This is a genomic window from Microbulbifer maximicatervae (SeqCode), assembly GCF_052467695.1.
Window position 1 is genome coordinate 558366 of sequence record NZ_CP174320.1, and the last position, 13200, is coordinate 571565.

General features: G+C 50.1%; 7 protein-coding genes. 1 reads left to right on the forward strand and 6 read right to left on the reverse strand.

The window, feature by feature from the left end; genetic code table 11:
- Positions 1 to 8: 8 nt before the first annotated feature.
- The 6 genes from ACJJI8_RS02440 to tnpA all read right to left on the reverse strand — a co-directional run bounded on the left by ACJJI8_RS02440 (position 9) and on the right by tnpA (position 12766).
- Entirely contained in the window at positions 9 to 4904 is a 4896-nt protein-coding gene (locus ACJJI8_RS02440) for an Eco57I restriction-modification methylase domain-containing protein (protein ID WP_444934146.1), read from the reverse strand.
- 2 nt (positions 4905 to 4906) lie between these two features.
- Positions 4907 to 7843: a DEAD/DEAH box helicase gene (locus tag ACJJI8_RS02445; protein WP_444934147.1), complete on the reverse strand. Its 2937-nt coding sequence runs from the start codon at positions 7841 to 7843 to the stop codon at positions 4907 to 4909.
- Between the two features lie 59 nt (positions 7844 to 7902).
- A complete protein-coding gene (locus tag ACJJI8_RS02450; RefSeq protein ID WP_444934148.1) occupies positions 7903 to 9015 on the reverse strand; it encodes an HNH endonuclease in 1113 nt (370 codons plus the stop codon).
- Positions 9015 to 9719 (reverse strand): OmpA/MotB family protein, encoded by a 705-nt coding sequence (locus tag ACJJI8_RS02455; RefSeq protein ID WP_444934149.1) that lies wholly within the window; start codon positions 9717 to 9719, stop codon positions 9015 to 9017. The genes ACJJI8_RS02450 and ACJJI8_RS02455 overlap by 1 nt, the downstream gene beginning before the upstream one ends.
- Positions 9719 to 11413, reverse strand: coding sequence for a MotA/TolQ/ExbB proton channel family protein (locus ACJJI8_RS02460; protein WP_444934150.1), 1695 nt, complete (start codon positions 11411 to 11413; stop codon positions 9719 to 9721). The genes ACJJI8_RS02455 and ACJJI8_RS02460 overlap by 1 nt, the downstream gene beginning before the upstream one ends.
- Before the next feature lie 918 nt (positions 11414 to 12331).
- Positions 12332 to 12766: an IS200/IS605 family transposase gene (gene tnpA / locus ACJJI8_RS02465; RefSeq protein ID WP_444935136.1), complete on the reverse strand. Its 435-nt coding sequence runs from the start codon at positions 12764 to 12766 to the stop codon at positions 12332 to 12334.
- Between the two features lie 170 nt (positions 12767 to 12936).
- Between tnpA and ACJJI8_RS02470 the strand changes: the two genes are divergently transcribed.
- Positions 12937 to 13197, forward strand: a complete 261-nt coding sequence (locus ACJJI8_RS02470) for a hypothetical protein (protein WP_444934151.1) — start codon at positions 12937 to 12939, stop codon at positions 13195 to 13197.
- Positions 13198 to 13200: the final 3 nt, after the last annotated feature.

Sequence of the window (13200 nt, forward strand, 5' to 3'; positions counted from 1 at the left end):
TTTATTTTTTATTGATTCCGTTTACGTGCTTCGAAGACACGCCAGGCAATTTCGTAGTCTTTTTCCCGGTCGGGCTTGATAAACGGCGCAACATATTCAATAGAGCGCCGCTGCGAACCACCGGGGAGGGTGTCATCCATAAATGTCTTGATGACTTTGCTACCCGCAGGAAGGTCTTTGATGTCTTCCCAACCGAGGGCGATGCCTTCTTGTTTTTCGCCTTCAGCTGGTTTTAGCGTATAGGAAATGTCGTTCTTTAGTTCAGCTTTCTTCGCTTTGCGCGGCAGGCCAACACCGACCAAACCTTTGCTGGGGGTAAATACAATGCGGCCATTCTGGTCGTAGAACGTTTCGGCCTCGTATTGACGCATAACGGGGAACTGTACTCGGTAAACTGCTATCAACTCGCTTAATGACATTTTTAAAAGTTGAGCAATCAAAACATCAATTTCAAGTAACGCAAGTCTTCGCGCATAATCTCGTCTAATTCCAACGCCAATCTCCCATGAATCCAAGCCAATCTCTCCGCTCACCGAGTTCCACAATTCTCGATAATTTTCAGTAAGACAATTAAGCTGCAGGACTCTTTTTACAACCTCTTTCACACTTTGCAATGAAGTGGCAAATATAGGCATTAATGATTGCAACTCCTGACGAAAATTTGCCTTTCCAGTAGTTTTTACCCAGAAATCAAATGGGATTGAGAAAGATGCTCCTGCGAACGCGAGCAGATCCATGGGATTACTAAATACCAACGAAGTCGCTCCGTCAATATGCCCAGTCCATCTCGGAATAACAGCAGCGATCAATGTTCTTTCACCTGATTGGGAAAGCATTTTTCGTATAGCTAAGCGATAGTACTCCGTCGCAATTTTGGGTTCTTTATTACCGAGATCCACCCAAGGCACCTTCGGCGTACGTGCTCGATATTCATCCGGTGAACAAGCCGGCACATAGTTCGTGCGTGGCAGGTAGTCTTCCGGTAAATTAGTGAGATCAAGACTATCGTAAGCTTTATTGGTATTGCAGACCGCCTTTGGGGTGTTATAGAGAGGGTTTCCGACAAAGAAATGCGGGCCTGATAGTATCCATTCGCTCGGGTCTTTTGGAAAACGGGTTTCCCGCTTGATCGTGCCGTCTTTTTGTTGATTGGTCTCATGCCACATTTCCATTGAAATGTATTGACCCTTTAGATCCCCCAGGCGTTTTGGTTGCGCCGCAAATTTTTCCAACACACTTATTAGTTGTGTCGAATGAAGGGCAGGAAGCCTGGCTCTTAACGGTGGCGTCCCTTCCTCATCATATAATCGAGCGAAGAGTTCTAACTCCTCATTTGTAACGGCAACCACTCTTTCTCTATGACCTTTTAGGTTCCAGCGAACCTTAACAGCGCCTTCAACTTCGAACTCCTCTTTAATTCCCGGTGTAAGCCCAGCACCATCATGCTCAAAACTCTGGTCGATCGTTTGAGGGACAAAGAGGTTAGAAATATTGGAGAACGCCGCGTCTGGTTTCTTTGACGCGTAGATATTTACACTAAACAAAGTCTGGTTATGGACTTCGGCAAATAACTTCGTTTCATTAATAAACTGAAAATGTGATCTTAGTCGAGGATATATTTCTTCTCGAAAGGCTCCACCCTTTGGATCATCGTAAGTTCCTTCAGGATGTAAAAATCCAGAAACCCCTTTTACAGCTGTCGCTTTCCATGCCTGCGGTAAAAAGCATTTGTACAGATTTGTTTGCACACCCTTGAGCAGCGGATAATTGACCGATGCATTTAGGAAATTTTGTGTACCTTCCGCTTGTTGATATTCCGTTAACCAACCACTCTCTAGACTCGGTAAACGATCAAACAAATCATCGCGCAGCGCGTTCAACTTCGAAGCAGAGAATTTCCGCAGTACAAACAGCGGCTGCTGGTCACCGAGTATGCCGCCCTCTTGCCACTCCACCTTGAGCCAGGGAGGGTTACCGAGCATCAGGTCAAACCCACCAGACTCGGCAAAGATATCCGCAAAGGCCAGTTCCCAATGAAAAAATCGCTGACTGTTTGCAATTTGATCGGCCAGTTCTAAACGGGGGAAGTGCTTGAACAGCACTTTTAGGTTGACCACGCCGAATTTATTAACAAACGATTTACCCTCTTCCACCGGAGCAGTGTCAGAGAATAGATCAGGTACTTCGCCGGCGGGGCCAGCGCTGAGAGTGTCGCCGAGTAACAGGTTCTCCAGATCAAACAACCATTCATCCCGGCTGGGTAGCAGGTGCGCTTGATCAATAGGCCAGAACCACAATGCACACCAGTAATCCATCGCCAACTTGAGGCGACGGAAGGCGCTGGCGTTTTGTAGCTTTTCACTCAGTAGTTCACCGGATAGCGCATCATCTTTGTAGTTGATACTGGTGCGCTGGCCGGCGTGCTCGAAGCCATAGATCTGGTAGGGATCAGTGGTTCTTTCCCGCAGCTTTTTGAGTGAAGCGGTGTGCTCTGCCCAAAGTTCATCGACCTTACTGCTGATCTGCTGCAGGCGCTGAATCTCGTCTTTATCGAAGCTTTTAATGAACGCCTTGCGCCAATCGGTAATCACCTTGATATCGGCTTTATAGCGAGCTTTAACTACCTTATCGGTGTAGTTGGCCATACCACTGTCTGGCAACAGGAAGTGCCAGATTTGGTTGTCACTGCGAACAGTACCATTTTCGCCGTTCTCGCCATTGCCGCCCCCCAGAGGCACGCGTTTGGGGGTGGTCTTGAGCCAGCTGCCACCATCGTTCGGCTTTAGCGTGAGACTACTTACCGGAAAGACCTCCCGGCGGGCGCCGATCAGGGAGTTACCACAATTGAGCTGCAAGCCGAGCCAGGGGATAAATCGGTCCGCAGAGAGTGCATTCAGCCACAGGGAGACCTCAGCCAACTCCACCGCAATAGGGTTCAAATCCACACCGAATACGTTGTTATCGGCGAGGAACATTTTGACTTTTTGCTTTTCCGCCAGATATTGGCTCTGGGGAATACGCTCGTTGCGGGCGCTCTGGGCCAACTCCAGATACTTGTCGGCCAGTTGATCAATGGCTTCATTCAAGAAGGCTGCACTACCCATAGCGGGCTCACATACCCGCAGTTCCAGAATGCGCTTTGCACGGGCATCGTCATTCGGTAGCGGATCCAGTTGCTCTTTGAATAGCTCTTTGAGAGTGTATTTCACCAGTGACTGGGTGAGCACCTCTGGGGTGTAGTAACTGGCGGATTTCTCGCGGTCCCGCCCGGCGAGGCGATAAATAAAACTGCCCTTGCGGTGAATGCGCAGCTCTTTGTGGCCCTGGGCGTTGTTGTCGTAAACCTTTTCGTCGTCATTGTACTGCTCCAGTTCCTGGGCATTGACGAAGTAACCGGTATCCAGTGCATCGGGATTCTCACCGGCTTTTTTGACCTCATACAGGTCTTCACTGGCAAAGAAGCCGCGGTAGCTCAGCAGTGCTTCGTACACAGCACCCAGCTGGTTAATCCCCAACTGTGCATAACTAATGCGACCGCGACGTTTACGGCCCTTGCCCGGGCGCGAGAGGGACATTAACTGAATAATGCGCTGCAGCAGGTGGTTGGGGAACACCACTTTATCCAACAGGCGGGTGCGCTCGGGGTCGAACAGGTGGCTCTGCAGTGCGAACATCTGGAAGCCATCTGCCGAGGTGGCGAGCAAGTCGCCGGTGGGCTCGGGTTGGTAGCCCTTCTGGATCAGCTGGAACAGGGTATGCAGGGAGTCGTGGAAGTAGCGGCCGTTCTGCTCACGCTCGGAGGTTAGCGGCACCATTTCCAGCTCGCGCAGGGATTCCAGGCTGTAACCGGTCAGATAGACCGGGTTGTCGACCGGGGCATAGCCCAGCTCCGGGCGCGCCTCGATATAAAACAAAAACAGCAGCCGGTACATATAGCGCAGGCATTCAATCGACAGCTGGTCTGGGTCCAGCGCAGATTTACCGGTAAAGCTAATACCGCTGCGCTGTACCAGTTGGCTGGCGGCCTCATTACCGAGTAGCTCGATACATTCCCGCAGGGCGTACTTTAAATCTTCAGACACGCCATAGGCATGCTTGTGGGCATTTTCATCCAGGGTGTCCAGCAGGCACTGGCCACCACTGTCACCCTGCGTGCCGAGCAGGCTATCGCGGTGCAGGAGTACGCTGACGGCCTTTAAGGTTTCCGGTTCGCGGCGGGTAAACAATTCCAACCAATCAAACCGCAGCAGGCGGCCCTGGGCGAATTTGGTGCGATCCAATAGCAGCCACTGGCGGCCCGAGGCCAAAATCACCCAGCGCGGTGGTTTTGTTTGCGCGAACACGCTGCTGGCCAGAAGGTTTTGCCAGTCCTGCTTTTTTGCTCCCTTTTTCATCGCCGGAGGTAGGGACGCGGCGTTGAGGCTCTCCAGCTGCTTGGGGTGTACCCCTTCGCTCAATGGATCATCATCGGTCGCGTCTGCAGGCAATGCCTCCAGTACCCACAACAGTGGCGCGCCCTGAGTATCGGTGACTTGCGCGAGCAGCGGAATTTCGATGTCATCATCCACCGCGTAGCGTTCCGGCTGTTGCAGCCAGCCGAACACTTCCAGCAGCCGACGAGTCCAGCGGCGCTGCAGGCGCAGGCGCTCTTGCGGGGTCTTTTCCTGCTCGGCCTCTTTGAAGAACTGCAGGGCATCCCGCCCCAGCGTACGCAGCTGGGTGTAGGGCGCCTTTTCCAAGGTTTCGCCCGAAGCTTCTCCTACCGCATCTTCCGCCGCTTGGCTGGCCGCGTCTTCTTGCTCCTTCCAGCGGGTAATACGCTCCTGGATATCCTTGCTGAAGATCTCGCTCAGATAGTGTTCGGAGTAAAATTCGTTTTCGTTGCTAATACCAAACCAGGCCATTATTACCCCTCCCCTTCTACAACTGCGACAGCTTCATCCCCGGTAAGGACGGCAATAACCTGAATATAAGGCTCTTCTTCGGTGTGACGGGTTTCTTCCAGCCACTGTTTATATTCTTCAAACACCCGATCGATATGCTCCATGCGATCGCGCTTGCGCCGGTCCAGAAAAGCCTGTGGCTGGTGACTCCCTTGGGTCAAATCCAGCTCCAACTGATCCAGGTGCTTGTTGCGCAGGCTATCGAGCTTGTCCAGATGTTCGCGCAACTCGGTGTTTTTCTCTGCTTGCACCTCTGTGCGCCGCTCTTTCAAACGCTTGGTGACATGGCCGATTACCGCCGGCAACAGGCTTTGTAGTGCGGTGGTATCGCCATCTACGGCGCGGTTGGGAATGCGGTGCCCAGTCAGGTCGAACTTCCGCAGGATATCGATCAGGGCGGCATCCGCAGTAATTTTCCCGTTTTGCACCAGCACAGCCTGACTAGATTGAATCAGGGCCTGGCCACGCTTATTGGGGAAACCGCCCTGAATCACGAACCAGTGCTCGCCTGGTTCCAGTTGATTCGGCAGGCGAATGACCGGGGCGGTATGGCGGCCGAAGAAATCCTGCGCCCGGGTCATCAGCCATTCCATCACCGGGTGCTGGCCCCACAGGTACTGCAGGTTACTGAAAAGCGCGTCGTCTAGATCCCGTGCAGCGCCGATCACTTCCTGAATTTGATCGCGATCATCCGTTAGGAAAAAGCGATCGTCTTCCGGGCGCACTTCGCGCGGCAAGTATTTGAGCCGCTGGCGCAGATCCGAAGGGGCGGTAAAATCGATCTGCCGTTTATCATCGTTAACCACGTACTGCAGCTGGTCGTTGGATTCACGAATACAGCGCAGCGCGGCTTTGGCGAAGTCAAAATCCTGCTCAAATAGCGTGATGCTGTCACCCTGTGCAGCGACAAGATCCGAGTGCCCGGTGACACTTTCGGTACTGGTAAAGGCAGACAGGCTGGTTTCTGCCGATTCGGCAATATCGTCGCCGCCATCGGCAAACAGGCCCGCGAAGATATCGCTGATATCATCGCTGTTGGTAACGTCTTCACCGTGGGCCGCCTCTACAGCCTCACCGATTTTGGCCTCTTCTTCCTCTGGGCTAAAGGCGCCCATAAATTCGGACGGATCACCGATATTGATGCCCGCCTGGGCGTCCTTCTCGGTGAGTACTTCGTAGATACGCTGGTCACCAAAGACCTCTGGCTGATCACTCGTGGTCATCAGGTAGCGAATTTGCGGAGTTTTGGTCTGGCCGTAACGGTCAATTCGCCCGTTACGCTGCTGGAAAACCATCAGCGACCAGGGGATATCGAAGTGAATCATCCGGTGACTGAGGTGATGCAGGTTAATACCTTCCGATGCCACATCAGAACACAATAACAAGCGCACGGGGGATGTGCGGTTGTTAAAGTCATCAACGGTTTTGGCCAGCTCTTTATCTTGCATGGTGCCCTTGAGCACCGCGACCTGGTTTTTCTTCAGTTTCAGATCTTTGGCGATATGGTCTTTGAGGAAGTCCAGGGTTTCGAGGCTTTCGGTAAAAATTACTAGGCGGTCTTCGCTGTCTTTGGGGTTCCAACCCAGGGAGTCTGCCCCCTCTTTGGACAGCATGCGCAGCAGTAGTTGGTACTTGGAGAAGGCCGGCGCTTTCACCGCGCGCAGCGCCGAAGCTATGCCTTCCAGCGCGACCATGTCTTCTTCAACCTCGGGCTGATCGGCTTTTTTGACTAGCTTTTTCAGGCGGTTATCGACTGTGGATAAGCATGCTGCAGGGCTGGAGAACAAAGCCTTCATCAGTGTGGTACGGAATAGCTGCGCACCAGACTTGCCGCGACCATCCAAGGAGTTGAATGTGGCCTCTTTCAATACAGAGAAAACGGCCTCTTCTGCAACCGATGCCGCGATCTTAACGGTATCGATATTGCGCTCTGGAAAGTGCTTACTAAGCTGTGCAGCAACGTCTTTCTTAAAACGCCGGACCACCAGACCCTTATCGCGGAAGTCTTCGTGGGCGTAATCCTTGGGGTTCGCAATAGCGGTGGGGTCGAGCATGTTCACCAGGCTCGCGAAGCTCTCTGCTTTACCGTCGTGGGGCGTGGCAGAAAGCATAATCAAAGTGTCGGAGCGCGTAGAAAGTAGCTCTGCGAGCTTATGGCGCTGGGAGTTAGTGGAGCGCCGAGCGACATTGTGAGCTTCATCAATAATGATGATATCCCAGTAGGCCTGCTCAAGATGGTGACGATACTCCAGCGTGTGTTTGAGTGTATCGATCGAGATGATGGTGCGATCGTAGTAGTGGAACGGATTGTGGTTGGTGGGAATATCGTTTCGAACCCGCTGCAAACCGACCGAATCCAAGCGCACGAGCGGAATGGTAAAGCGTTGCCAGAATTCCCGCTGGAACTGACTCAGCATGGACTTAACGGCCAGCACTAAGATGCGCTTGCCGCGTCCGCGCCGAATAAGCTCTGAGACCAGAATACCGGCTTCCAGTGTCTTACCGAGCCCCACCGCATCAGAGATCATAATCCGCTGGCGAGGCTGCTTCAGCGCCTGCAGGGTTGGGTCCAACTGGAACGGCAGCAGGTCCATAGCGGCTTTGTGGCCCATATGAACCTTATCGTCTGCCGGCGGTGTCTGACGCAGCGCCGTGTCGATAAACAGCTGGCCCGCCAGATAGCCATCAGACAAGTCATCCACCAGCTCGGTGTGAGCAGGGTCCAGAATACGAGCATTTTGCTCGAGATTGCTCAGAAACTGTGCTGTGCGCCCACGTACCAGTTCTGATTGCCCGATGCAGGTCAGCAGGTAGCCCCCGTCGCTAGCCATGTCTACCCGCTGTACCCTCCATTCTGCATCACGAATTTCAACGCGCATACCTGGGATAAATTGTTGCACTACTACAAATCCTTCTCTCGGAGAAATTCAGAATTGGAGATACTAGGTTTTATCGCATACTACTGGAAGCTCTTCATGGCCTTACCGAGGCTGTAGATTTGCCAGCCGAGCGACTTGGCGTTTTGGGCTGCTTCGGCGTTGATGTAGATACCTTTCTTTTCTTCTGGCCAGGCGACTTCCAGCTCCGCCACCACCTCATGAGACTGATTGCTCACTTCATAACCAATCTCGGGAACTGCGCGCCCAGCCTTTTGGCAGTGCTTCAGCAAGCCATGTACAGCAGTATCCGCTAGAGCAAAAACCTCTTCCCAGTTACCCACGTTATCCAGCCCCTGATTACGGCGGAACTGTTTAATAATCTGGATATCACGATACTTGACGTGCATATGCTCGTGATGGGGCTCTTTCTTGTGACAGTCAGCGCATACAACTTTCAAGTTCTCCGGCCGGTTGTCACGCTTATTACCATTAATATGGTGTGCATGGATGAGAGATTTATGATCCGAAAGGTTTACACGACAGACCTGGCATGTGTAATTAGCACTTGCTCGGTGCTTATCGGAGATTGACTTCCAATCATCAGAATACCCCCCTCCCTCCAGGTACTTATTGTGCTTTGGAAGGTGTGTAAACAAGGAGCTGTAGGTAGAAAAGAACTCTTCAATTGTAAAATTCGAGAATACCTCTCCTTTACGCACCCCGCCGGAGGCATATCCCTGGTAGTTAAGGAACCGAAGGCAGAGCTTGCAAACGTTGAGTTCTGCATCACCCGACACTTCACCGCCTATGGCATCAACGCCATAGATACCGAAAACTCCTTCCAGGTTATTGGTGACTTTATATCGCTCAAATCGATTTCTAGCCTTCATTTCATCCAGCTTTGAGCAGTCCGCAACGTGAAACTTATTTCCTCTCGACGGGTCGCCAAGGGCATTTGCAACTCGATAGCCATGATCAGGGATATAGAGCAGCACCTGACGCCCCTGAACAGACAGCAGACCATTATCAATATCCAGCTCGTCAAGGCTAATTTCTTTGCCGCGCTCAAGCTCCAAATCGAGATCAAAGTCAGCGTCCGGAATCGACTCAATATCGAACTCCGGAGAAAAATCACCCATCTTCTGGGCCTCAGCCCGTAGGGCGAGCAAAACACCATCAACATCCAGTTTCATTAGTCTGCCGCCAAAATACGCTGGAACTGGATATCCGCATTGGTGATTACACGGAAACTTACTCGCCTGGAGCGCTCTCGATCCTCAAGGCCGGATTCGTCATAAATGGCCTTTGACGAAGAAAGCCCCACCGCAGCAAAGCTGGCATTAATCCACGGCCTGTACTCCTCTACCGCGGGGATATCGTATATGTATTGAAGTACTGCTCTGGTCCGACCTTGCGACAGCTCCATATTGTTGAAATAAGAATGTTTAGCGGAGGTATTCCGGTTCCAGACACTGCTCGTGTGGCCTTCAATACGTACTTCACCTACTGATGCCTTATAGGGTGCTAGTACCGCCATATACCTTGGGAAAAAATCATCTAGGATAAGTTTGTACTGTCCATTCAGGTCTGAACGACCAGTTTCAAATAGAACATCAGGAGATTTAAATGTGAAGGTGAGGGTTTCCTGGTCGATTTCTGCATCCCAGTGTTTGAGGTCTTCTTCAAACTCAGTCATCAGGGAGTCAAATATCGCGACTTGATTTTCTTGGTATGCAACAGCGATCTCTTTGATCTTGTCGCGCTCCTTCAAGGCCTCGATCATCAGAGCAATGGCGATCAGCAGGAACACCATCATTAGGCCAGCCATCAGGTCGGATACAGAGAGCCAATGGCTCTCTTCAACCTCATGACCTGACTGGGATACCATGAGTGTCATCAGGCAACTCCCTGACCGCGCTTAACGACATCGTTCATAGCGACTACCAGACGCTGATAGTCATCGGTAAATTTACCGCTAATAGTGGTGAGGGATTGCCCCATATGCTGCATTACACGTTGTAACTCTTGTGACATAGCGTCATCAAGGAGCTTGATTTGCTTCTGTACGGATTCGCCAGTTTGCGATAGTGCATCCTCAGCCGTAGTACGAAGGCCATTCATTGTCGATTGCGTGTGACGGGACTGCTCGTTCGCCAAATTTTCCAAGCTCTTGGATAGGTCACCCTGCATACTCTCAAGTCCACTGACAAACTTTCGACGAACATCGGTAAGTTGGACGATAAGCTCTTTGCCTAAGTTCTCAATTTCTCCGGTAGCAAATTTACTTTTTTCGCCAACCTCTTGGACCATATTCCTTACTTGGTTATTTACATCGGAAATTGAGTCTTCGAATTGCTTCTGAATCGCGTCACTCGATTGCATGACCACATCAGACGTTTGCTGTAATGAGCCATTTACACGATCTACTTTAACTTCGAAGTTCTCCACTCCGGAAACGATGGCGGTTTTAACAGCGTCCACGCTCTCTTGCATACCGGTAGCCAAGCGCTCATTGATGGCTTTTGCCCCCTCAAGAGTCTCATCGATTTGCTTACGAATTTCTGGGACGGATTCTACGGCACGATCGCGAATATCCTTGAATGCCTCTAGGTGACGATCCAGTTCGGAAATCTGGTGCTGATTGACCTCCATCACCGACTGCAGCTCACCCATGACTTTTGGAATCACCTCAGATTCGGCACTGATAGAGGCCACGCTCACCTCTGTCTGGGTGATAGCTGCTACACCTTGCTCATACTGGGCAATCATCTGTTCAAGCTGTGTCTGGTACTGCTGTTGCCAGAGCACAAGCTTCTCTACGGATTCGTTGAGAAGCTTGAAGTTACCGCCAAATTGTTCCGTAAGATCATTGTTGAAATCGCTGATCACTTCTTTCAGCGCATTGATGACCTGTTCAGTAGCGGACTTAGACATCATGTCCGCAAATTCTTGCAGCTTAATCCAAAGAGTGTCACCAAAGTGGTCAAAATTCACCCGCTGGGCATCAACACTTTCTTTGATCACCACAAGCGCTTCAGCGCTTTTCTCTTGAGAGCCTTGTAGTAACTTTGCACGATCGGATGATTCTGAGCGCATCAATCGTAATTGGCCCATGAGGCTAGATTCGTCGCTGTCTGAGATAGCGCCATTGAGTTTGTTGATTGCCTCCACCTGCGCTATTAATGCCGCATACATATCTTTGGAATCGACATCTTCCTTTTCCTTACCAGCAACCGGTCTGACCTTGGAGATCAAACCGAACGCAACGAGAGACTTGTATAGCAGTGATAGGAAGACGCCTAAGATACTGGTAATAAATGCCGTCTTCAGACCGCCCAGCAGTAAGTTGATACTGGCTTGAATGTTTTCGTGGTCGAAGTTCAGCAGCCCAGAAACAATCCCGGTGAAGGTGCCTAAAATTCCTATAGAGGTCAGAAGCGTGGGAGCATAATTTGTGAAACTTGCATGCTTGTCCTGGCGCTTGTGATAAAAGGCGATTGCGAAAACTGACAACAGCACGACAATAAACACATCCGTAATCGTTGCAGCGGGCAACTGCTTTAGTGCGGATTCAATAGGACTTGCAAGCATAACTTTACTACCGATTTGGGTGTTATTTGTTTAGGTCATCTTATTGGCCAGTAGGGCTTTATTACGTCTTAGAGATTTCTGTACGAATTTTTACCGCCTCAAAATCCCGTTGTAACCTCTTTCCTCGACAGCAATCACCGAGCCTCGCTACTACTGCCCCCTAGAGAAGCCTCAATTGATCACTATTCAGCCGAGCAAGCTGGTGCTCAAAAATGTACCAACGAAGGAGGCACGCTAATTACGTGATACTAATCATAAAAATGCCGCTTATCTATATCTTGTCCAGCCATCCCCCTAGATTGCCAACATAAGTGCAACGTTTCCCAAATTTTTTTTTGTAAGGTATTTGCCCGTCGAGGCATTTTTTTTGGACCTTCGCTTGCTACCCATTTGTGACCGACGAATGTCTTCACTGATGATTTTACTAACTATACTGCCCCCTCTAAATCCTACTCCATTTGGATACTTTCGACGTATCAAGCCATTTAAGTTTTCATTGCTGCCGGGGCTGCATAACTGGTACGCCCATGCAAAATAGACCCGTACCACCTGTCAAGATCTAGTGTGCAGCATATTCTTAGTCGTTGTCCCCTGCGAGGTGGCGATATAGACTTTCGTGACTAACTACCTTTTGGGTAGATTTCAGAAAATACACAAAGGTAACTGCGCCTATTGGATTCTAATGGACTTCTCAATCATACCTAAAGGACTGAGATTCCAAATAGCCTCCAACAATAGCAACCCTTTACTTCTGGTTGTGACAGAAAAAACATACAACACAATTATTGAAATTTAAATTTTATATCTCAGAAAGTGGCCATAATAAATGATTCACCCTTTTAGGCTTACAAAAAATAATGAAAATCAGCAACCACCCGCATAGCGGGTGGTATGGTGAAAGCCCCCAGAGGGGGCTAGTTACAACCCTGCCAGTCGCATCTGCTCTTGGCGGCGCTCTTCAACCTCTTGATTTTTGATGTACTCTCGAATCACCCGCTCATCAAGCCCCTCTGTACTCACGCAGTAGCCCCGAGCCCAAAAGTGTCTTCCTGTGAAATTTCTCTGTACATGCTTGTACTTCCGAAATATCTGGATCGCAGATTTCCCTTTCAGAAACCCAATCGTATTGGAAACACTGAACTTCGGAGGAATCATTAACAACATATGGATGTGATCCTTCATTGCGTACCCCTCGACCAACTCAATGCCCTTTTGACGACATAAGTCTCGAAATATTGCTCCAATCTCCCGCCTTAATGTCCCAAATAACGCTTTCTTTCGATACTTGGGCACAAACACCACGTGGTACCTGCAATAATGTTTCACGTGAGCTTGGCACTGCCAATCTCGTATATGGCCTCCTTATAGAACTTGCCGGTTCATGGAGGCCATATTTTTACTCTGCACGCCGGAACGGCAGAGCCCTGTCAAGTCTCACCGCCAGAGGCGGTGGTTTACCTATGTGTTAATTAAATGAATACGAAATCACCGCCAAACAAGTTGCCATTCATTACTCTAAAAAATTGAAAAATCAATTTGCTGAAAACATAGTACTCGGTAAGGATGACATTACTTCAACCGAGGATGCAAAGCGGTTAACCCAATTTTTTTGGGACATGGCAGACCAAGCTGCTGAAGATTACCAGACAGACAAAGAGCTAGAATTTGAAGTAGACCTTGAGAGTTGCATGGAAAAGCTAATGAATAAATTTATCGGCCACACCAAAAAAGCCGGCTTTAACCAACAATGGGTTGAAGAATCCAATAGGATTAACGGCGCATAGAAT

Excerpts from the sequence above, each read along its gene's own strand:
- ACJJI8_RS02455 (WP_444934149.1), bottom strand. The coding sequence starts at position 9,719 with ATGACACTCATGGTATCCCAGTCAGGTCATGAGGTTGAAGAGAGCCAT.
- ACJJI8_RS02460 (WP_444934150.1), bottom strand. The coding sequence starts at position 11,413 with ATGCTTGCAAGTCCTATTGAATCCGCACTAAAGCAGTTGCCCGCTGCA.
- ACJJI8_RS02450 (WP_444934148.1), bottom strand. The coding sequence starts at position 9,015 with ATGAAACTGGATGTTGATGGTGTTTTGCTCGCCCTACGGGCTGAGGCC.
- ACJJI8_RS02440 (WP_444934146.1), bottom strand. The coding sequence starts at position 4,904 with ATGGCCTGGTTTGGTATTAGCAACGAAAACGAATTTTACTCCGAACAC.